18 protein-coding genes are annotated in these 22,662 nt (G+C 53.9%); 2 read left to right on the top strand and 16 right to left on the bottom strand.

Annotated features, from left to right (window positions below):
* Positions 1-389: 389 nt before the first annotated feature.
* The 3 genes from ACNRUY_RS05700 to rluD all read right to left on the bottom strand — a co-directional run bounded on the left by ACNRUY_RS05700 (position 390) and on the right by rluD (position 3,358).
* Positions 390-1,271, bottom strand: coding sequence for a hypothetical protein (locus ACNRUY_RS05700; RefSeq protein ID WP_488110678.1), 882 nt, complete (start codon positions 1,269-1,271; stop codon positions 390-392).
* A 360-nt stretch (positions 1,272-1,631) separates the two neighbouring features.
* The gene (pgeF, locus tag ACNRUY_RS05705) at positions 1,632-2,378 is read right to left on the bottom strand and encodes a peptidoglycan editing factor PgeF (protein ID WP_488110679.1); all 747 of its coding nucleotides are present in this window, start codon (positions 2,376-2,378) and stop codon (positions 1,632-1,634) included.
* Between the two features lie 2 nt (positions 2,379-2,380).
* The gene (gene rluD, locus ACNRUY_RS05710; protein ID WP_488110680.1) at positions 2,381-3,358 is read right to left on the bottom strand and encodes a 23S rRNA pseudouridine(1911/1915/1917) synthase RluD; all 978 of its coding nucleotides are present in this window, start codon (positions 3,356-3,358) and stop codon (positions 2,381-2,383) included.
* A 463-nt stretch (positions 3,359-3,821) separates the two neighbouring features.
* Here rluD and ACNRUY_RS05715 point away from each other — a divergent pair, with 463 nt between their 5' ends.
* Both ACNRUY_RS05715 and yacG read left to right on the top strand, forming a co-directional pair.
* On the top strand, positions 3,822-4,694 hold the full coding sequence (locus ACNRUY_RS05715; protein WP_488110681.1) for an outer membrane protein assembly factor BamD: 873 nt from the start codon (positions 3,822-3,824) through the stop codon (positions 4,692-4,694).
* Positions 4,695-4,789: 95 nt separating this feature from the next.
* A complete protein-coding gene (gene yacG / locus ACNRUY_RS05720; RefSeq protein ID WP_488110682.1) occupies positions 4,790-4,990 on the top strand; it encodes a DNA gyrase inhibitor YacG in 201 nt (66 codons plus the stop codon).
* Between the two features lie 20 nt (positions 4,991-5,010).
* On the opposite strand, the gene ACNRUY_RS05725 is transcribed toward yacG, so the two are convergent.
* The 13 genes from ACNRUY_RS05725 to murD all read right to left on the bottom strand — a co-directional run bounded on the left by ACNRUY_RS05725 (position 5,011) and on the right by murD (position 22,642).
* On the bottom strand, positions 5,011-5,970 hold the full coding sequence (locus ACNRUY_RS05725; protein WP_488110683.1) for a Nudix family hydrolase: 960 nt from the start codon (positions 5,968-5,970) through the stop codon (positions 5,011-5,013).
* 4 nt (positions 5,971-5,974) lie between these two features.
* Positions 5,975-7,192, bottom strand: a complete 1,218-nt coding sequence (gene argJ / locus ACNRUY_RS05730; protein WP_488110684.1) for a bifunctional glutamate N-acetyltransferase/amino-acid acetyltransferase ArgJ — start codon at positions 7,190-7,192, stop codon at positions 5,975-5,977.
* Between the two features lie 91 nt (positions 7,193-7,283).
* The gene (gene secA, locus ACNRUY_RS05735) at positions 7,284-10,022 is read right to left on the bottom strand and encodes a preprotein translocase subunit SecA (RefSeq protein ID WP_488110685.1); all 2,739 of its coding nucleotides are present in this window, start codon (positions 10,020-10,022) and stop codon (positions 7,284-7,286) included.
* Between the two features lie 520 nt (positions 10,023-10,542).
* Entirely contained in the window at positions 10,543-11,478 is a 936-nt protein-coding gene (locus ACNRUY_RS05740; protein WP_488110686.1) for a M23 family metallopeptidase, read from the bottom strand.
* A 468-nt stretch (positions 11,479-11,946) separates the two neighbouring features.
* A complete protein-coding gene (gene lpxC / locus ACNRUY_RS05745; protein WP_488110687.1) occupies positions 11,947-12,861 on the bottom strand; it encodes a UDP-3-O-acyl-N-acetylglucosamine deacetylase in 915 nt (304 codons plus the stop codon).
* 126 nt (positions 12,862-12,987) lie between these two features.
* Positions 12,988-14,172: a cell division protein FtsZ gene (gene ftsZ, locus ACNRUY_RS05750; protein ID WP_488110688.1), complete on the bottom strand. Its 1,185-nt coding sequence runs from the start codon at positions 14,170-14,172 to the stop codon at positions 12,988-12,990.
* An 86-nt stretch (positions 14,173-14,258) separates the two neighbouring features.
* Positions 14,259-15,497, bottom strand: coding sequence for a cell division protein FtsA (ftsA, locus tag ACNRUY_RS05755; protein ID WP_488110689.1), 1,239 nt, complete (start codon positions 15,495-15,497; stop codon positions 14,259-14,261).
* A 52-nt stretch (positions 15,498-15,549) separates the two neighbouring features.
* Positions 15,550-16,413, bottom strand: coding sequence for a cell division protein FtsQ/DivIB (locus ACNRUY_RS05760; RefSeq protein ID WP_488110690.1), 864 nt, complete (start codon positions 16,411-16,413; stop codon positions 15,550-15,552).
* A gap of 7 nt (positions 16,414-16,420) precedes the next feature.
* Complete coding sequence (locus ACNRUY_RS05765) at positions 16,421-17,359, bottom strand: D-alanine--D-alanine ligase (protein ID WP_488110746.1); 939 nt, start codon at positions 17,357-17,359, stop codon at positions 16,421-16,423.
* A gap of 95 nt (positions 17,360-17,454) precedes the next feature.
* The gene (murC, locus tag ACNRUY_RS05770; protein ID WP_488110691.1) at positions 17,455-18,945 is read right to left on the bottom strand and encodes a UDP-N-acetylmuramate--L-alanine ligase; all 1,491 of its coding nucleotides are present in this window, start codon (positions 18,943-18,945) and stop codon (positions 17,455-17,457) included.
* Positions 18,938-20,026: an undecaprenyldiphospho-muramoylpentapeptide beta-N-acetylglucosaminyltransferase gene (murG, locus tag ACNRUY_RS05775; protein WP_488110692.1), complete on the bottom strand. Its 1,089-nt coding sequence runs from the start codon at positions 20,024-20,026 to the stop codon at positions 18,938-18,940. Before murG ends, murC begins: the two co-directional genes overlap by 8 nt.
* Positions 20,019-21,266 carry a putative lipid II flippase FtsW gene (ftsW, locus tag ACNRUY_RS05780; RefSeq protein WP_488110693.1) on the bottom strand — a complete coding sequence of 416 codons (1,248 nt, stop codon included), beginning with the start codon at positions 21,264-21,266 and terminating at the stop codon, positions 20,019-20,021. Before ftsW ends, murG begins: the two co-directional genes overlap by 8 nt.
* Positions 21,260-22,642, bottom strand: a complete 1,383-nt coding sequence (murD, locus tag ACNRUY_RS05785; RefSeq protein ID WP_488110694.1) for a UDP-N-acetylmuramoyl-L-alanine--D-glutamate ligase — start codon at positions 22,640-22,642, stop codon at positions 21,260-21,262. Before murD ends, ftsW begins: the two co-directional genes overlap by 7 nt.
* Positions 22,643-22,662 lie beyond the last annotated feature (20 nt).

The following is a 22,662-nucleotide window of genomic DNA, read 5'->3' on the forward strand; positions in this document are numbered from 1 at the left end:
AAGAACGCCAATGGAAACTCTGATAGATGGCAAAGAGATCTGGAAGGAAAAATTTGTAGCCTGAATTTGACCTGACAGACACCCTCTGAAAAATCGGTGACTGTCAGATCAGGTCTGAACTACTACAGATCAGACTCACACGGCGTCATGAACCTGCCCATCGGCAAGGGTTTTCTTCATCTCAGTTACTCCCCGGATGACAATCCTGAGAATCCCTTTAAGATCCATTGCAGCCAATGCACAGAGCTACAACAAACCGGCATTCACTCCATCAAAGTCATTCCACAAAGAGCACCGAAAAAAAGCTTTGAGTTGAGTATTAAACAAGTCATCAAACAGTCCAAAAGCTCAGAGTGAACCCACTTAAAACTACCAGCTTTCTAATATCATCAGAACAATTTATTCAGCCTTTCTAAAAAGGTGGAATAACGTCGTTCATCAGCAGCCTGATCATTACTCTCCTTCATATGCCTGTCTATAATACCAAATTGTACGTTCAGATTTTTACACCCGATTTTCATAACCTGTTCGCACCCGTACACATCCAACTCTCTACTCCAATTTTCAGTGTCAGGTTCTGGAGTAAACCATTCAGCACATTCAGGACCTGAAAGCCCCTCTTGACGAAAAAAGTCACCATAGAAGCCCATCTTGCGCATCACTTTATCCGAATGCAGCCAACGATGCTTTTCAGATACGAACTCCAGAGCAGGACTGTATAACGTACGGCGAACATCGTCATATTCTCCTCCCCTGGGAAGTTGTTCAATAGGGATGACCTCAACACCGTCCTCCTTTTTTTTCGCCTCTACTTCTTTCACTGCTAGTGGAAAAACAGAGTCCAGTTTTCTTTCTAAATGCTGTACACACTGATACACCTTTGCAGCCTCAAGCCTGTGCTCAGACGCTGACTGGGTTGCATGTAGCCGCTTCCTTTTCACCTCTTCACAAATAATCCCTCTGAAGCATCTGCTTTTTTTCATAAAAAAGAGAATTATTGATGATCCCGTCCCTTCTTTTACCACCCTGTCAGCCAGGGACGCATATAACCCACCGGGTTTCTTGGCTTCACTTTTCTGATAAACCCCAATAATTTCGACTGGATCTACCGAACGAGGCCCGCTATAAAAACAAGCGTTATTTAAAAAGCCATGGCGCTGTGCTATCTGATGATTTGCTAGATCTTGTCTTTTTTCATGGAGATATTCTCTCTCAAGCGCTCGACGCCTTTGAGCTCCATGTCGAATAATTCCATAATGTGCTCCACTCATTTTCAATACTCCCTATTGCATGAACACTCCTTTTCTGACCAATTTGTCATCATCAGCCATTTCAATTTCCAAAAAACATATCAAAATCACCAGAAGATGAAACTTAGCCAATAGTCTTAGGTTTCAGTCAAGAGCGAATGATACAGGGCATACTCACCCGCCAGATGAGAGCCCCCCATGGGCAGCAAAACTCACAAACCTCGCTCCCATGCTCCTGAATGGGAGTGTAAGCACTTGATTTACTGAGGTTCAGGACAGGGGGTTCCCCGCAGACCAAATAGAGTCGAGAAGCATGGAAACCTGTTTTTTTCGACAGCTTCGAAAAGGACGAGTAAGGGGCTACCGCCTCCCTCTATTTATCTATTCCTCCATCCAGATCAAGGCTGCCATCCTGCCGGATTGCTTACCGTCCCTTCGATAGGAATAGAACAGGTCAGGCTGACTGACAGTGCAGAACTTCCCGCCATAAACGCCAGCCACTCCCATCTGGCTTAACCGGCTTCGCGCCAGCTCATAAAGATCACCGTGCCAGCGGTCCCCTTGGCCCGCCCTGAAAGCTCCGGAAAAAGCGGGATCCACCTTAACAAAAGCCTCCCTGACTTCCGGACCCACCTCGAAGTGCGGCTGACTGATCGCCGGCCCCATCCAGGCCAGAACCTCTGAGGGGTTAACTCCCATGGCGTTGACGGTGGCTTCCAGCACCCCGGCAGCCAGTCCCTTCCAGCCAGCATGGGCAGCGGCCACTGTGGTCCCTGAGCGGTCGCAGAAAAGTACCGGCAGGCAATCCGCAGCTAACACCGCACAGACCACCCCGGGCCTTCGGCCAACCGATGCGTCAGCTTCCTGCTCTTCACCGCCGGGCTCCGCCTCAATAACATCCGTGCCATGCACCTGTTTCAGCCATTGAGGAGAGCCAGATAGTCCAAAATCCCTGGCGATCTGTCGACGATTCATCCATACATCTTCCTGATCATCGCCGGAGTAAAGCCCCATATTAAAGCTGGCATACGCTCCCTGACTGACGCCTTCCCGGCGGGTCGTCACCAGAGCTCTGATGCCATCAGGCGCAGGCCACTGGGCATGAATATAACGATGATCGGAAGACACGCTCACTCTCCAGTAGTGGATGCAGTGGTGGATGGCTCACTATCCGCCAGGCTTTGTAGTAAGTCCTGAAAATCCCGGGGCAAAGGCACTTCCCACTCCATATACTCGTCGGTTACCGGATGAATCAGGCCCAGCCGCCGGGCATGAAGTGCCTGTCGGCGAAACCCTCTCAGCGTTTTCTCCAGGCCTTCCGGGCATGAGGGGGGCAGCTTCAGGCCACCGGCATAAAGGTCATCGCCCACCAGAGGGAAGTGCAGATGACTCATATGCACCCGAATCTGATGGGTGCGTCCGGTTTCCAGTTTCAGAATAATGTGCGTGTGAGCTGAAAAACGCTGCTGAACCCGATAATGGGTAACCGACGGTTTCCCCCCGGTCACCACAGCCATCCGCAGGCGATTCTGGGGGTGGCGGGCAATGGGGGCATTCACTTTGCCACCGCCAGTCATCACACCACGGACCACGGCCTCATATTCACGACTCACCGAGCGATCCTGGAGCTGGGACACCAGATCAGTATGAGCCGCCAGATTCCGCGCCACCACCATCAGTCCCGTGGTGTCCTTATCCAGGCGATGAACAATACCCGCCCTGGGCACTGAAGCATTGTCGGGATAATGAAACAACAGGCCGTTCAACAGGGTGCCTGAGCGGTTGCCTGCCGCGGGGTGCACGACCAGCCCCGCTGGCTTGTTGATGACCAGGATGTCCTCATCTTCATAAATCACGTCCAGGGGAATATCTTCTGCTTCCCACTGGTCTTCATTCTCAACTTCCACAGAGAGCGTCAGCTGCTCGCCGCCATACAGCTTTTCTTTGGACTTCCGGTTACGGCCATCCACCAGCAGGTGCCCATCCCGGATCCACTCCTGCAGCTTGGCCCTGGAGTAATCCGGAAAACAACCGGCGGCAATCTGATCCAGCCGCCGACCACCCTGATCATCCGGCACCACCACACTCTGATTTATCACTTCACCCATTCACTACCACACAACCGGAAAACTCCGGTCTCATACGGATTTTCTTTAACACCCGGAAAAAGCCCGGAACAAAAGGTCACTAAACCTTGTCTTTTCGTTTTCCTGCGTACTATGATTTAATGCTCAGGTTTACATCAGTCGTTCAGCAGGCCCGAAGAGTTTATCACAAGAAGTCTCCAAAGCCTGAAGAGATATCCAGCCCCCGGAAGAAGGGGGGTCATTGATATTCCTGATCAGTGGACGATACAGAACCATCGCTCCAGAGGCTTGCAGGGCTGTTACCCGGGCCATCTGGAATAGGAACTCTTATTGAACAGCGAACTCTTACTGAACAGCGAGCTAACTCTGAACAGCGAGCTAATTCTGAACCGAGAGTGCCGGAGTACGGAAACCAATCAACACCATGACAACACCGATTTCTACGTTGACCCGTTTGCTGCCCACGCTTGTCATGAGACTCCTCATGACCGCACTCCTGGCAGTTTTTGTGGCTGGATGCGCCTCAAAGGGCGATAAAGAGCAGCTTCCGGAAACGCTGTCCGAAGCTGAGCTCTACCAGATGTCCAACAAAGCCATTAACGACAGCCGCTATACAGAGGCCATCAAGGCCCTGAGAACCCTGGAGTCCCGTTATCCGTTCGGTGCTTTTGCCGAGCAGGCCCAGCTTGACATCATTTATGCCTACTTCAAGAATGCTGAGCCAGAGGCTTCCAAAGCCGCAGCAGATCGCTTTATTCGCCTGCACCCTCAGCACCCGGACGCAGATTATGCCTACTACATGAAAGGGCTGGCATCCAATACCGCTGCAATGGGTCTTCTGGAGCGTTACCTGCCCATGGATCTGACCCGGCGTGATCCAGGCCAGGCCCGGGTATCCTTTAATGAATTCTCTGAGCTGCTGAGCCGCTACCCCAACAGTAAGTACGTCCCAGACGCCCGCCAGAGAATGATTGCCCTCAGGAACCGGTTGGCCCAGTACGAAATTCATGCAGCCAATTACTACCTCAAGCGCAAGGCCTTTGTGGCAGCCGCTAACCGTGGGCGTTACGTAGTGGAAAATATGCAACAGACGCCATCAGTACCCGAGGCACTGGCTATCATGGTGGAGAGCTATCAACACCTTGGTCTTTCGGATCCGGCTGAAGAAGCACTGGCGGCCCTCAAACTGAACTATCCAGATCACCCATCCCTGGACAGCAATGGCAACTTTGTCGGCTATAAAGTCTTTGATGACGTGGATCCTTCCATCTGGAGCACCCTGACCTTTGGATTGATTGGCGGATCCCAGGAAAAACCGGAAGCCGTCATCGCTCCAAAGCCTCCCGTCGCCGAATAAGCTGAAAGCGTCGTTAATATCTACGACAGCTCCAACATGACCCTGCCCCCGTGGCAGGGTCATGCTTTGATAAACACGCCTGAAGAGTCAGCCCCATGGCCAAGAAAGTGAACTGCCCCCAGTGCGGAAAAGCGCTGGAGTGGACGCCGGAAAACCGGTACCGACCTTTTTGCAGCGAACGCTGCAAATTGATTGATTTTGGCGCCTGGGCCAAAGAAGAGCACGCCATTCCCGGAGACCCATCCTTTGACGATTTAATGTCGGCGGAACTGGATGAGCCCCCCACCCGTCACTGATGTAGGGACTCCACAGAATTTCAACGCCAGAAGGCACTGATTGCAGCCACTCCCTGGGCACCATTGAGCCTTGCCTGCTCAATCCCCTCCAAGTCCTGACCACCCAGCCAGTAAACGGGTACAACGCTCCTCTCCGTCAGAGAGCGGGCTTTTTTAATACCTAGTGGCTTTGCTTCCGGATGAGTGGTCGTCCTGGCCACCGGGGAGAGTGTTACAAAATCCAGAGCCAGAGCCTCTGCTTGAGCGAGCTCTGCTTCACTATGACAGGAAGCAGCGAGCCACTGCCCCTCCCGCACCTTTGTTTTAATCGCAGGTTTAATCTCACTTGAAAGCAACTGGGCGGATGTTAAATGAAGCCCATGACACCAGGGCCGCTCCAACAACGACAACGCCCCCTTAATTAACAGGACCGCTCCAGCAGATTGAGCCCGCTCAGACAACACTTCAGCCAGCTCAATATAGGCCAGCGGGTCAAGCCATGGAGCACGGAACTGAATCAGCTTAACGCCGGACGCCAGGGATGCATCCACTTTCCGGAACAGGTCGTCAGGGTGATCAAATCGCCCGGTGATCATATAACAATGAGGCAACTGTACGGCGCGAACGATGGGAACATTTGCGGGTGGAAAGCTCAAGTGAGTCAGGGATTCAGGCTCAACCCATTTCACTTCCTGCCCTTCATTTCCTCTGGGTTCACCCTCAATATCTGAAACAGTCCAGGTATCCAACAGTACGGACTTATCGGGATAATCATGACGAATCTGAATCAACGGCTGAAACGCTGAAACAGAAATAGCCAGCTCCTCTTTCAACTCCCTTGCCAGAGCATCCCGGACATCTTCCCCCGGTTCCACCTTACCACCGGGAAACTCCCAGAAGCCCCCCATATGCTTATTCTGGGGGCGTCTGGCCACCAGGATACGACCATCTCTGCCAACAATGACGCCAACCGCTACGTGAACCCGCTTACACTTGCTCATGAACTCAGGTCCGGTACTCAGCATTGATTTTCACATACTCATGGGACAAGTCACTGGTCCAGATCTCCTCAACACACTCGCCCTCTCCCAGAGAGATCCGGATGAGAATATCCTCCTGATCCATCACCCGCTGCCCCGCCGCTTCGGTATAGTTTCTAGCCGGTTCACCGCAGGTTACCAGGGGCACATCGTCAAGCCAGACAGAGACCCTTTCAATGGCCAGCTTTGCCACCTCTGCCCGGCCAATAGCCGCCAGAATACGCCCCCAGTTAGGGTCACTGGCAAACAGGGCTGTTTTAACCAGCGGAGAATGGGCAACGGTGTAGGCCACCTCAAGGGCATCACCCTGTGTTTGCGCCTCCTCAACCCTGACAGTCACAAATTTGGTGGCTCCTTCACCGTCTCTGACAATCGCCTGAGCCAACTCAATGGCAACCTCATGGACCGCAGTAACCAGCTTTTGCGCCAGTTCACCTTCAAGGGTTTCCACCGGCTGATTTCCCCTGGCCCCGGTGGCCACCATCATAAAACTGTCGTTGGTGGAGGTATCCCCATCAATGGTGATCCGGTTGAAGGAACGGTTAGCCACATCAGCAAGCAGCCTTTGCAGAAAGCCCTGCTCCACCGCCGCATCGGTAGCCATAAACGCCAGCATAGTGGCCATGTTGGGCTTGATCATGCCCGCCCCTTTACTGATACCGGACACCGTATAAGTGACCCCATCAACCTGGAACTGCCGGGACGCCCCCTTTGGTCGACTGTCCGTGGTCATAATGCCCTCAGCCGCCTCATTCCAGTGGTTTTCCGACAGCGCTTCAACGGCCCCCGGCAGGCCTTCACAGATTATATCTGCAGGCAAAGGCTCACCGATGACTCCGGTAGAGAAGGGAAGCACCTGATCCTCCCCCACATCAGTCAGCCGGGCCAGCTCAGCAGAGGTCCTTCTGGCAGCCTCAATTCCCTGCTGACCGGTACCCGCATTGGCATTGCCTGTGTTCACCATAAAAAAAGCAGGGTTTCCGGACAGGCGCTCTTTGCTCAGATGCACTGGCGCGGCACAGAACCGGTTCCGGGTAAACACTCCTGCGACTGAGCTTCCCCGGTCCCAGTTCATTACCACAAGATCCCGTCGACCGACTTTTTTGATACCCGCCTTTGCAGACCCCAGCCTGAAACCAGACACCGGGTGCACATGCCCCCACTCTCCCGAACCTGTCGCCATTGTTATTCTCCGCTCCAGAACGATAAAAAAACGGGCCGAGCTCAGTGAGCCGACCCGCTATTGACACTTCATGACTGGTTAAATCTGCCCGTCAGGCAATTTTGCCATGGCACTGCTTGTATTTCTTGCCAGAACCACAGGGGCATGGATCATTACGGCCAACCTTTCGGCCTTCACGAACAAACGGTTGAGCCTGGGGAGCCTGCTGTTCGCCTCCCTCTTCTTCACCTTCCACACCCGACGCCTGAGCATGCTCAAACTGCATCCGGCGCGCCATCTCTTCACGCCGCTGCCTTTCCATTTCTGCGGTCCGGTCATCTTCCTGGACCTGAACATGAGAAAGAATACGAATAGTGTCGCATTTAATATCTTCCAGCATCTGCTGGAACAGCTCAAAGGCTTCCCGCTTATACTCCTGTTTGGGGTTCTTCTGGGCGTAGCCGCGAAGGTGGATACCCTGGCGAAGGTGGTCCATGGTGGCCAGATGCTCTTTCCACTTATCATCCAGAATGCGAAGCAGAATATGCTTCTCAAAGTTTCTCAGAACCTCTGCACCCGCCAGCTCTTCCTTGTTCTTGTAAGAAGCAACAATGCCTTCAAGAATCCGCTCCCGCAGCGCCTCTTCATCCAGCCGGTCGTCTTCGTCGAGCCACTTCTGGATGGGCATGCGCTCGTTCAGTTCACTGGCCAGTTTCTCTTCAAGCCCCTTTACATCCCACTGCTCTTCAAGGCTCTGGGGAGGAATATGCTGGCTGATCAGATCACTGACCACATCTTCACGCAGCGCTTCAATACTTCCGGAAACATCATCCGCACTGAGCAATTCATCACGCTGGTTGTAAATCACCTTACGCTGGTCATTAGCGACATCATCGTATTCAAGCAGCTGCTTACGGATATCAAAGTTCCGGCCTTCAACCTTGCGCTGGGCTTTTTCAATGGCATTGGTCACCATGCGGTGCTCAATGGCCTCACCCTTTTCCATGCCCAGGGCTTTCATGAAGTTCTTGACCCGCTCCGAAGCAAAGATCCGCATCAGGTTGTCTTCAAGGGACAGATAAAACCTTGAGGAACCGGGGTCACCCTGACGACCGGAACGGCCCCGGAGCTGATTATCTATCCGGCGGGACTCGTGGCGCTCGGTACCAATAATGTGCAGGCCACCGGCCTCCAGCACCGCCTTGTGACGTTTTTGCCAGTCCGCCTTGACCTGATCAATCTGCTCCTGGGAAGGATTGTCCAGCTCGGCAATCTCTGCTTCCCAGTTACCGCCCAGGGTAATATCAGTACCACGACCCGCCATGTTGGTAGCGATCGTCACGGCCCCAGGCTTGCCCGCCTGTGCCACAATTTCAGCTTCTTTTTCGTGGAACTTGGCGTTCAGTACCTGATGAGGAATTCCCGACTTCTTCAGGGCTCCGGACAGCAGTTCGGACGACTCAATAGAGGCAGTACCCACCAGAGTCGGCCGGCCTTCCTTAACGGTTTCCTTGATGTCGGCAATGATGGCTTCGTACTTTTCCTCAATGGTGAGATAGACCAGATCATTGCCATCCTTACGGACCATTTCTTTATGGGTAGGAATAACAATCACGTCCAGCCCGTAGATCTGCCGGAATTCAAAAGCCTCGGTATCCGCGGTGCCGGTCATACCGGACAGTTTTTCGTAATTACGGAAATAGTTCTGGAAAGTGGTGGAAGCCAGCGTCTGGCTTTCCGCCTGGATATTCAACCCTTCCTTGGCTTCCAGTGCCTGGTGCAGCCCCTCGGACAGGCGACGTCCTGGCATGGTACGACCCGTATGTTCGTCCACCAGCAGGACTTCATTGTTCTGGACAATGTACTCAACATTACGGGTAAACAGAACATGGGCCTTCAGGGCCGCATTGACATGATGAAGCAGGTTCAGGTTATTGGAGGCATAAAGGCTCTCCCCTTCCGGAAGCAGGTCCTCCTTCTGCAGCAACTCTTCAATGAACTGGTGGCCCAGCTCATTGAGCTCAACCTGGCGGGCCTTTTCATCCAGGGAGAAGTGACCGGTCAGCTCCACCTCTTCCGGCTCAACACCTTCGGGCAGCGGGTCCTGCTTCTTCAGCAACGGCACAAGGCGGTTCATTTTCTTGTACAGTTCAGAAGAGTCTTCAGCCGGACCGGAAATAATCAGTGGCGTACGGGCTTCATCAATAAGAATGGAGTCCACTTCATCGACAATAGAAAAGAACAGCTCACGCTGGAACCGGTCTTCCTTGCGAAACGCCATATTGTCCCGAAGATAGTCAAACCCGAATTCATTATTGGTGCCATAGGTAATATCAGCCTGATAGGCTTTGCGCTTCTCGTCAGGATCCTGCTGGGGAACAACCACCCCCACCTGCATTCCCAGAAACTCATAAAGAGGTCGCATCCAGTTGGCATCACGCCGGGCCAGGTAGTCATTGACGGTCACCACATGCACCCCTTTACCGGGGATCGCATTCAGATAAGCCGGCAGGGTGGCCACCAGTGTCTTACCTTCACCGGTGCGCATTTCGGCAATGCGACCTTCATGAAGGGTCATACCACCAATCATCTGAACGTCAAAGTGACGCATGCCCATTACCCGCTTACCGGCTTCGCGAACCACAGCAAAGGCTTCAGGTAAAAGGGCATCCAGCGTCTCCCCTTTCTCGAAACGGTCACGAAACTCCAACGTCTTGGCTTTCAGCTGATCGTCACTCAGAGCAGCGAGGCTTTCTTCAAAGGCATTGATTGATTTGACAATTTTGCCCATGCGTTTCAGCTGCCGGTCATTCCGGCTGCCAATCATTTTCTTGATTAAAGAAGCAAACATAAGTTGGTTACAGTCTCACACTCTGTTTCCGGGGCTGTCCTCCTGCCGACAAACCCGGGCCGGGGCAGACAAGCGCACAATAGTCCAACATTCTATGATAATCACAGCAAAGTCTCATCTATATTAGCCGCATTTCTGAGATACCGATCAATCAGGCATTAAAAATGCTAAAGCCTTTCACACCTGAAGTGCAGAGCCCTGAACAGGAAATACGCAATCAAAAGGCATTGACTCTGTCAATTTATGCTGACATTGAACTATCTATCAGGAGTTATGGGGCTGGAAGCGGTAATTTCAAGGCCTGCGCCCACTCAATTAATCCAAGGTCATACAGACAATAAAAAAACAACACCACTGAACGGAAATAAAAAAGAAAGAATGCGATACAGACAGAAACAAACAACAGGCTAAACAAAACCGGTAACCCGCTCAACCCAACAACCAAAGCTGTAACACGAAAAGAAAACTCTCGGCTACAGCTGCAGAAACGGCTGTTATTTCATCATTTTTCTCAAAACGCTTATTTTCCCGCCCTGTAAATATAGCGGGAAGGGTCCTGGGGCTTGCCATTTTTCAACACTTCAAAATGAACATGGGGGCCGGTAGAACGCCCGGAACTGCCCATTTTTGCAATGGCCTGCCCCCTGGAGACAATATCCCCCACCTTCACCAGGCTCTCCTGACTATGGGCATACCGGGTGACATAACCATTACCGTGGTTTATCTCAACTAGCAACCCAAAACCACTGCGCTGCCCTGACCAGACAACCACCCCCGCAGCCACAGCGATGATTTCCGAACCCCGCTTGCCGGCAAAATCCACACCGTTATGCCATGCAGCCTTGCCGGTAAATGGATCGGTTCTCCGACCAAAACGGGAGGACAGCCAACCCTTTCGAACAGGCAGGCCGGCCAGAAAAGCGTCATCATGAAGAGTGCGTGTAGAAAGGAGACTGTCGAGCAAATCCAGCTGCTGCTCGCGGTTATCGATCTGGTCCGCCAGCTGGTCAATGGCTTCCAGAATAGAGGAGCGATCATGGACCTGATCCACCTCGGCGACCTCATGGGGGCCACCAATGGCCGGAGCGTCACTGAAGTCGAACTCTCCGTCATCCAGCTTGCCCTTAACCGTCAACCGCTCACCCAGAGCGTCCAGGCGGGTAATACGCCCCTGAAGTTCGGCCACCCTGAGCATCAATGCGTCCAGCTGCTGCTCCGTCTGCTGACGAACCAGACCAAGATCCTGCTGTTGGGCATCCAGGGCCTGCTTCCAGTTTTGCACCCCCTCACTGGTCAGCATCTGCTCTTTGCCTAAAGTCATCCATGAATAAACCAGCGTTCCACCCACCAGCATGGAAAACAATGCAGCCACGACAACTGCGCTCACCAGCTGCCACCCGCCTCCGGTGTACGTCCGCGTTCGCGAATGATCCTGGCTCACCACAATGACTTTCATTTAAAACCCTTCACTCCAGACTGACCAGCAGCCATGAACGGCCCTTCATGAAAACTCTTCATGAAAAAGAGCACCAACCAATGGGGACTGGACTCCCCCTGAAATTCGGTGGAATTCATCAACAGAAACACCCCACCTACCGTTTTATTCTAGGAATATGAGGAAAAGTTCAAAACACCGCCTGTACGCAGGCCTCACACTTTTCACTGAACCCACCACCCAAAGCCTGAATAATGCATTCTAAAACCGAGAAAAAATCGCAAAAACAACATGTTATATTCAATCCCGGCGATAAAAAAGCGCTTCATAAACTCTGACAACCTAAGGCAGGCAGCACTTTTTTTGCACGACCAGGACAGAAAAATGACGGCTTCAGCTCAACCCCAGCATCCCCAGATACAAACAAGGCCGCTGACTGGGCGACCTTCCTGTTAACCTCTCTGAACCCTCAACAGGCTACCCGCTCTATCAAACCGTAACAGCAACTGGCTTCTGGTAAGAAATTGGAGAGACATCGGCATCTTCAAACGTAACAATCTCCCAGGTTTCCTGGTTCGCCAGAAGCGTCCTGACCAGTTTATTGTTCAGTTCATGACCTGATTTATGTCCCACAAACTGCCCAATCAGGCTATGCCCCAGAAGGTACAGATCGCCAATGGCATCCAGCATTTTATGCTTGACGAATTCATCATGGTAACGCAAACCGTCTTCATTCAGAATCCGGAAATCATCCACCACAACCACATTATCAACGCTGCCTCCCAGCGCCAGATTCTGGGAACGAAGGTATTCCACATCCCGCATAAACCCGAAGGTTCTTGCACGGCTCACTTCCTTGACAAAGGAGGTGCTGGAAAAGTCAATGGATGCCGTCTGGGAGCGACTTTTAAATACCGGGTGATCAAAATCAATGGTAAAACTGACTTTAAAACCATCATAGGGCTTGAAGGTAGCGCTCTTGTCACCTTCAGTGACGGTCACATCTTCCTTGACCCGGATAAACTTCTTGGGTGCCCCCTGCTCCTGAATACCGGCAGACTGCAGAAGAAAGACAAAAGGCCCGGCACTGCCATCCATAATGGGCACTTCATGGGCACTGACTTCAACATAAGCGTTATCAATACCCAGCCCGGCCAGTGCAGAAAGGAGATGCTCAACTGTGTCGATGCGCGAGCCGTCTTTCTGCAATGAAGTGCAAAGTGTCGTCTGTCCTACATTGAGGGCATGGGCTGGAATCTCTACCACAGGATCCAGGTCGGTTCGGCAGAAAATAATGCCGGTATCTACGGGGGCCGGCTTCAGGGTCAGATAAACCTTTTCACCTGAGTGCAGGCCTACACCCGTAGCACGAATAATGTTTTTCAGAGTACGCTGTCTGATCATGATAACGCTGTTCCGCGACCTCGTCGGCCCCTGTTATTTGGATGCAACGCCACATTGTAACAAAAGCTGCTCATGACACAAGGTAGCATTTACCCTCACCCTATTGACGCCCCGGTCAATCCCTGATTAATCAGCCTGACGACGCAGAAAAGCCGGAATATCAAGGTAATCTACATTATCTGCAGAGGCCACCTGACGGGGACGCGCTTCCTTTTTTTCTTCCGGATCCACGGCCTTGCTTTGCTTACGAACCTTTGCCGGAATATCCAGCTCAGCCAGGTTAAGTGTGCCATCAGGCCGGGTAGTCGTAGACTTTTCCACCACTTTCAGCGGTTCCTTTGGCGCTGCACCGATGCCAATGCCAGTGGCAACCACTGTTACTCGCAACTCATCCGTCAGCTCAGGGTCAATAACCGTTCCAATCACCACTGTGGCATCATTGGAGGCAAACTGCCCAACCACTTCACCCACCTGATTGTATTCGCCGACAGTGAAATCAAGCCCGGCTGTGATATTAACCAGAACCCCTCGGGCTCCCTGCAGGTCCACATCTTCCAGCAACGGACTGCGGATGGCTTTTTCAGCCGCTTCCCCTGCCCGGCCAGTACCTGTGGCAACCCCAGTACCCATCATGGCCATGCCCATTTCAGACATCACCGTGCGCACGTCGGCAAAGTCCACGTTGATCAATCCGTCACGGGTGATCAGTTCCGAAATACCCTGAACAGCACCGAGTAAAACATCGTTGGCAGCACCAAAAGCATTCAGCAGACTGACATCGCTACCCAGCACCGGCAGCAGCTTTTCGTTGGGAATGGTGATCAATGAGTCAACACTCTCCTGCAGCTCTTTCAGGCCCTCTTCAGCAATAGCCATACGACGCTTGCCTTCAAAGCCGAAAGGCTTGGTCACCACTGCCACGGTGAGAGCACCCATTTCACGAGCCACCTGAGCCACCACTGGCGCCGCGCCAGTTCCAGTACCACCGCCCATACCGGCGGCAATAAACACCATGTCGGCACCACGGAGCAATTCCGAAATACGCTCGCGATCCTCCATAGCCGCTTCACGACCCACCTGGGGGTTCGCCCCGGCACCCAGACCCCGGGTGATTGATGCACCCAGCTGCAAATGGGTATGCGCCTGCAAGTGCTGTTTCTTCAGAGCCTGGGCATCTGTATTGGCACAGACGAACTCCACACCCTCAAGCTGACTGTTCAACATGTGGCACACGGCATTACCACCGCCGCCGCCAACACCAATCACTTTGATGACCGCTTCCTGCGGTACGTTATCCACCAATTCAAACATGGCTGTCTCCTTTTTTTCACCTTTATCCGGACAAATAGTCGGGCAAATTGTCAAAAACACTCAAGTAGCACTGGTATCTCCGGGAATTAAAAATTCCCCTGAAACCACCGCTTCATACGACTCAGTAAACTGGTATCCTGAGGCTTGCTGCCAATGGACTTTTTCATTCCTTCCTGTTGCGCCTTCTGGCCATAATGCAGCAGGCCTACTCCGGTGGAATAAATAGGATTGCAGACCACATCACTCAGGCCTTTGATGGATTGGGGCACACCAAGACGGACGGGCATATGGAAGATCTCCTCCGCCAGTTCAATGGCCCCTTCGATTTTCGAAGTCCCCCCCGTCAACACAATGCCCGCAGGAATCAGGTCTTCAAACCCGCTCCGGCGGATCTCGGCATTAATCAGGGTAAATAACTCATCGTAACGGGGCTCTACGACCTCAGCCAGCGCCTGCCGGGACAGCTCACGGGGAGGGCGATCCCCCACACTGGGAACCTTTATGGTCTCATCGGCACCGGCCAGCTGAGCAAGGGCACAGGCGTACTTAATCTTGATATCTTCCGCATTCTGGGTCGGTGTTCTAAGAGCCATGGCGATATCATTGGTCACCTGGTCACCGGCAATGGGAATCACGGCGGTATGACGGATCGCACCATCGGTGAAAATGGCAATATCCGTGGTCCCCCCACCGATATCCACCATACAGACACCCAGTTCTTTTTCATCCTCGGAAAGCACTGAGTAACTGGAGGCCAGTTGCTCCAGAATGACATCATCCACCTCAAGGCCGCAGCGACGAATACAGTTTTCAATGTTCTGGGCAGCGTTGACCGCACAGGTCACAAGATGAACCTTTGCCTCCAGGCGGACACCGGACATTCCCAGTGGCTCTTTGACACCTTCCTGATTATCAATCACATATTCCTGGGGCAGGATGTGCAGAATGCGCTGATCCGCAGGAATCGCCACAGCCTGGGCCGCATCGATCACCCGGTCAATATCGGCATGGGTCACTTCCCGCTCACGAATCGCGACAATGCCGTGGGAGTTAAGGCTCTTGATATGATTTCCGGCAATCCCTGCGTAGACAGAGTGTATCTGGCAGCCAGCCATCAGCTCAGCTTCTTCCACAGCCCTTTTCATAGCGTGCACCGTGGAGTCGATATTGACCACCACCCCCCGCTTCAACCCACGGGAAGTGTGCGATCCGATACCGATGACTTCAATATCACCTTCGGCGTTCAGCTCTCCAACAATGGCCACCACCTTTGAGGTGCCAATGTCCAGGCCAACAATCATGCTTCCGTTTTCTGCCGATGTCATGGCATTAATCTTCCCAAACCTCAAAACCCGTCATGTATCAGAATCCGACAGACTAATGTTTCTGAACACTGCCTCTCCAGGCCACAGCAGCGCCGTTTAAATAGCGCAGATCCACCCGGCTGACCCTCTGCCACTGGGACTCCAGTCTGGCATGGTAGAGCCGGATAAATCTCTGCAACCTCTCCATTCTCCTGTCACGACCAATATTGACCACCACATGCCCGACCTTGAAACGCCAGGCCCCATTTTCACTTCGCTCCAGCGTCATCACCGCCAGCCCCATAGGCCTCAGCAACTGACTGATCGCCAGGTACTGCTGCATAACTTCAGAAGCCTTGTCCTCACTGCCGGACAGCACCGGCATGGCCGAAAACTTCGCCACATCAACCGGTGTAAAAACCTCACCGTCATTGCTGATCAGCTGCCGGTCTCCCCATCGGGCCACCGCCTGCTGCTCTTCAATATTGACTTGCAGCCGGTCTGGCCAGTATCGCCGGACTGAAACCGCTTTTACCCAGGGCATTGCCTGAAGGACAGTGCGCATGCCTTCAAGGTCAAGCTCAAAAAAGCGCGCCTCCAAGAACGGCTGCAACCGTTCTTCCACGCCCTGCCGGGACAAGTTCTGGAACGGTGAATGCACTTCCACCCGTGCTATCGGCTGATTGACCCAGTTCATCAATCCCGGCGCACTGTAGAACAGGCCCGATAGCAACAACACCGAAACCAGCCCCTGGAACATTCTCTGCCAGGGCAGCGCTTTCCAGGCATTCATTCTCCCGGGGGACGCCCTTTTACGAAACGCCCCTCTGGAAGGCGTTTTACGGGACGCCACTGCCCGGTTTGTCTGTGCGATCCGGCTTGAGTTTCGGTTCAACACTCCTGTCCTCTCAAAACGCTCACCGCACTGATCGTTCACCCGCCCGTCAGTTCGAGCCGGCGGTTTTCAGGATCTCAATCACCAGGTCATCAAAAGAGAGCCCGGCGTGAGCCGCAGCCATCGGCAACAGGCTGTGATCCGTCATTCCCGGAATGGTGTTCACCTCTAGCAGCCAGAACCGACCCTGCTGGTCCTGCATAAAGTCCACTCTCCCCCAGCCGGAACAACCCAGCGCCTCAAAAGCCGTCAGGGCAATGGCCTGCATTTCCTGCTCCTGAGCAGAAGAAAGCCCACAGGGAATGGAGTATCCGGTATTGTCCGACAGGTATTTGGCCTCGTAATCATAAAAAGTGCCTTCTGCCTGGATCCTGACCGCCGGTAAAGGCTGGCCATTCAGAATGCCCACGGTAAACTCCGGCCCATCAATAAACGTCTCAACCAGCACCGGGCCATTATGCTCCGCAGCCCGCAGCCGCGCCTTTTCAAGATCCTGCCTTCTGTCCACCCGGGTTACACCCACACTGGACCCTTCCAGGCTGGGTTTAACGAAAGCAGGCAGCAGCGCCTCGCAGTACTCCAGATCACCGGGCCCCATGGCCAGGGCAAACTCCGGTGTGGGCAAGCCTATGGATTGCCACAACAATTTGCAACGGTACTTGTCCATGGCCAGGGCGGACGACATAACACCACTGCCCGCATAGGGAACGCCCATGCTTTCAAGCCCCCCCTGGATGGTACCATCTTCACCACCGGTACCATGCAGGGCAATAAAAACCGTATCCGGGGCATAGCTGATCAGTTGCTCAATGGCTTTTTCTGCGGTATCAATCAGCTGGCATTCCACCCCCTGTCGGACCAGAGACGCATAAATGCGCTCTCCCGACGTCAGGCTGACTTCCCGCTCTGCAGAGTTTCCTCCAAAGAGCACGGCAACCTTGCCAAACGCCTTCGGGTCAAAATGATCCGAACTGCGGACGTACTTCATTACCTCAATATCCTCTGACTTTTGATCATTCTTTTCATCCGCGTCACAAACGGCTTTCGCAGCTGAGCGGGCTGTTGTCTTACCCGATTTGCTCATTATGAAATCCCCCCATCCCGGGCAGACAGATCAAGAGCACTCTTCCCCAACCTTGTCGCAAGCGCACCAATGTCACCAGCCCCCTGAGTCAGAAGCAGGTCACCATCCTGAAGCACACCGGCCAGCACCGACTCGACCTCTTCCGGACGACTGACAAAAATCGGATCCACCGGGCCACGCTGCCGGATACTGCGACACAGGGCACGACTGTCAGCCCCGGGCACTGGATCTTCACCGGCCGGATAAACCTCCATCAGCAACAGCACATCCACCCGGGAGAGCACATCAACAAAGTCCTCGTACAGATCACGGGTTCTGGAGTAGCGATGAGGCTGGTAGATCATCACCAGACGCTTGCCTTCCCAGCCTTCCCTCACCGCCTTGATGGTGGCATCCACTTCTGTCGGGTGATGACCATAGTCGTCCACCAACATCACTTCACCAACAGATGTGTTGAACTGGCCATGGACCTGAAAACGCCTTCCGACACCACCGAACTGAGCCAGACCGTCCGCAATGACCTGATCCGGCACCCCTTCATCAGCAGCCGTGGCAAAAGTCGCCAGGGCATTCAAAACGTTATGCCGCCCCGGAATATTCAACTCAACGGCAACCGGTTCTTCATCCACTTCAGGCCCGTCTACCGGACCCTCTGGCACTCTGCGAACCAGGTCAAACAGGGTTTTCATGCCCTGCTGCCGAACATTAACCGCTCGGTAATCGGCATCTTCACTGAACCCATAGGTAATCACTTGTCGTTTAATGCCGGGCAGCAGTTCCCGGACAACAGGACAGTCAATGCAGACAATGGCAACCCCGTAAAAGGGAAGGTTGTGAAGGAAATCGATGAATGTTTTCTTAAGTTTGCTGAAATCACCATCATAGGTGGACATATGATCAGCATCAATATTAGTAACAATGGATACCATTGGCTGAAGGTGGAGAAAAGAAGCATCCGACTCGTCCGCTTCCGCCACCAGGTAGCGACTGCCACCCAGCTTGGCATTGGTTCCCGCAGAGTTGAGTCGTCCGCCAATCACAAACGTCGGATCCATGCCACTGAACCCAAGCACTGACGCTAGCAGACTGGTGGTGGTTGTCTTGCCGTGGGTGCCCGCCACCGCAATCCCGTGACGGTAACGCATCAGCTCCGCCAGCATTTCAGCCCTGGGCACCACAGGCAAACGGCGCGCCTGCGCTTCCAGAACTTCCGGATTCTCTGCAGCCACTGCGGTGGAGGTCACCACCACATCAGCCCCTTCCACATTACCAGACTGGTGTCCGATAAAAACCTCTACACCCAGCCCTTCGAGTCGCTGGGTCACGGGAGACTGGCGAATGTCTGAACCTGAAATCCGATACCCCTGGTTCAACAGAACTTCAGCAATACCGCACATACCGGAACCGCCAATGCCGACAAAATGAATCCTGCGAATTCGCCGCATCTCAGGTACGGCAACCACCGGAATACAACTTTTCAGATCAGGCATGGGACACCTCCACTCCGCCTGCTGCCAGGCAGTGCGTGACAACGTCCCGGGTTGCTCCGGAATGCCCACAGGATCTCGCCGCTGAAGCCATGGCTTCCAGCTGACCGGAAGACTCCGCCAGCTCCAGTATCATTTTTGTCAAACCGTCTACATCCAATTCATTTTGCTGAACCATCAGCGCTGCTCCCCGGCTGACCAGATAGTCACCATTGACCGTCTGATGGTCATCCACCGCATGGGGGTAGGGCACCAGAATCGCCGCCCGGCCCGCCGCAGCCAGCTCGGCCACGGTCAAAGCACCGGATCGGCAGAGAACCAGATCAGCCCATTCATAGGCCCTGGCCATATCATCAATAAAGGGCTCAATTTTGCCCTCAACCCCACAAGCCCGATAAGCCTCCCGGCACTCTTCAAAATTCACCCTGCCGGTCTGGTGCCAGACCGTGACCTGGCCACCGGCGTTTTTCAAAACCTGAGGCATCAACCGGTTGATAGCCAGGGCACCCCGACTACCTCCCACCACCAGCAGACGCAAAGGCGAATGGGGAGCCACGGAAGGCACCGAGGCAATATCTGAACGCACCGGGTTTCCGGTCAGGTACACCTTACCCCGAAGTTTCTCCGGGAAGGTATCCGGAAAAGCCTCAAGCACCCGGCAGGCTATCTTTGCCAAAACCCGGTTGGTAAAGCCCGCCACTGCATTCTGTTCATGAACCACCAGCGGTATACCCAGTAATCGGGCAGCCACTCCGCCAGGCCCGGTCACATAGCCTCCCATGCCCACGACACAAACCGGCTGGTGCTGGCGCATCACCCGAATCGCCCTGAACAAAGACAGCCCCAGGCGCCAGGGGGCTTTCAGCAAAAAGCCCAGCCCTTTTCCACGAAGCCCTGTTACCGGGATAAAGCTGATATCAATGCCCTGCTTCGGAACCAGGTCGGCCTCCATGCTACCGGGGGTTCCCAGCCAGTGGACCCGATAGCCTTCCGCCTGAAGCGCTTTCGCCGTGGCCAGCCCCGGAAAAATATGACCTCCCGTGCCACCTGCCATCACCAGTATCAGTGGTGCCAGCTCACTCATGGGCACCTCCATTACTGCTGCTGCGCTTTCTGCCGGCCTTTCTGCCAGCAATGACCGGCTCTTCAACGGCCTTTGCCGACCGTCGCTCATAATCAATTCTTAACAACACGCCAAATGCCATACAATTTACAATCAGGCTACTGCCACCATAACTGATCAAAGGCAACGCCAGCCCCTTGGTGGGCAACAAACCGGTATTCACGCCGATATTGATCAGGGCCTGGCTGGCGAACAACAGGGCAATGCCGTAAGCCACAAATCCGTGGAACATTAAACCTTTGCTTTCCGCCCTGAATCCCAGCTGCAATGATCGCCAGGTAATCAGCATAAATGTGGCCAGGACCAGTAACGCCCCCACCAGACCAAATTCTTCCGCCAGAACTGCAAAGACAAAATCGGTATGAGCTTCCGGCAGATAAAAAAGCTTCTGGATACTGTTGCCCAGACCTTCACCCAGCCAGGCTCCCCGACCAAAGGCAATCAAAGCCTGAGTTAGCTGATAGCCGCTGCCAAAGGCATTGGCCCAGGGATCCATATAAGAGGTCAGTCGAGCCATGCGATAAGGCTCCATGACCACCAGGGCCGCAATCCCCAGCGCTACCAGCAGAATCAGCAGCAAAAACTGGTGAAATCGGGCCCCTGCCATAAAAATCATGCCCATGACCGCGCCGGTCAGCACCACCACGGCTCCGAAGTCGGGCTCCGCCAGCAGCAGGGCCGCCACCAGCATTAAGACCAGCATGGGCTTACCAAAACCGATCCAGCGGGTTCTGACCTCATCCAGGTGACGAACGAGATAACCCGCCATATAAATAACCACGCTCAGCTTGGCCAGCTCTGAGGCCTGCAGGTTGAAAAAGCCCAGGGGGATCCAGCGAATACTGCCGTTTATTTCCCGGCCTACCAGCAACACTGCAAACAGAAGAAAAAAGGCAACGAACAGAGCCGCCCAGCTGTACTGCTGAATCCGGCTGATGGGAATAAACAGCATCACGCCCATGGCCCCAAGCCCTGCCAGCATAAATACCAGCTGCTTGATAACAATCCGGAACGGGTTGCCAAAGGTGGTATTGGACACATCCATGGAGGCGGACCCCACCATCACCAACCCAACCGCCAGCATCAGCAGAACCAGCCCCAGTAACAGCGTATCGAAGCTTTTCAGGCGAATCGCATCGACCACTTCAGAGGCTTCGCTGCTGCGCTCAAGGATGGATTTCCGACCGGTTATTTTCAGCATCGGCACCACTCCCCCACCCGTTCGGCAAACTGTTCACCGCGGTGCTCGAAGCTGTTGAACATATCGAAACTGGCACAGGCAGGTGCCAGCAAAACAGCATCGCCGGAACCGGCAACCTCGCCGGCAACTCTGACGGCCTCATCCAGGCTGTCTGCATGATGAACCTGGGAAGCCCCATCAACGACCTGCTCGATCTGAGAAGCATCCCGGCCGATCAGCACCAGGTGACTCACATGCTTTGCCACAGCAGGCTTCAGTTCTGAAAAATCAGCCCCTTTGCCATCGCCACCGGCAATCAACACAATCTGCCCATCCAGGCCTTCCCCAAGCCCTTCAATAGCAGCCACAGCAGCGCCCACATTGGTGGCCTTGGAGTCATTAAACCAGTTGACCCCCTGATATTCCGCCAACCACTGACACCGGTGGGGCAACCCGGAAAAGTGAATGATCGCCCGGACCATGGCATCGGCCTCCAGGCCAATAGCTTCTCCCAGGGCCATGGCAGCCAGTGCATTCAACTGGTTGTGCCGCCCTTTCAGGCGCATCTGTGAAGCATTCACTCTTTTTTCCAGACCACGGCACAACCAGGTACCGTCTCCATCCACCAGCAACCCCATCTGTCCCAGATCAGGCACTCTGGAGCTGAAGGTAGTGGCTCCGGCGGTGACCGGCAGCAAAGGGGAAGTCAAAGGATCATCCCGATTAAAAACAGCGGTTGCACAGCCCCGGTAGATCCTCTGCTTGGCCTTATGATAATCAGCCAGTGTTGCATAACGATCCATGTGATCCGGGGTCAGGTTGAGCACCGTCGCCGCGGTTGCCCGCAAGCTGTCAGTGGTCTCCAGCTGAAAACTGGACAGCTCCAGGACATAAGCATCCACACCTTCCCGCTCGAGCAAATCAAGCGCCGGTGTACCGATATTCCCTCCCACACCCGGGGTAAGTCCTGACTCACGGATCATTTCCCCGACCAGGGTCGTTACGGTGCTTTTGCCATTGGAACCGGTAATGGCCACCAGCGGCCGCTCCGGAAAGCGGCGATTCACCTCCCGGCAAAACAGTTCAATATCACCCACCGCAGTGGCCCCCTGGTGAATAGCCCGGTCAATGGCCGGTTCACTCAAGGGGATACCAGGGCTGATCACCAGCTCATCCGCCGCGGTCAGCCACTCTTCATTAAACCCACCGGTATGCACCATGATATCCGGGAACTGCTGGCGAAGTTCCTCAATGCCGGGTGGTGCCTGCCGGGTATCCATCACCCGGAAAGGCAGGCCTCGACTGTGAAGGTATCGGGCGCAGGACAGCCCGGTCTTACCAAGACCGATAATCACCCTGTTACAGCTTGAGCCGATAAGCCCGACGTCACTGGTCATGTATATTCTCTAAACCTTTC

The organism is Endozoicomonas sp. Z74, assembly GCF_057680865.1.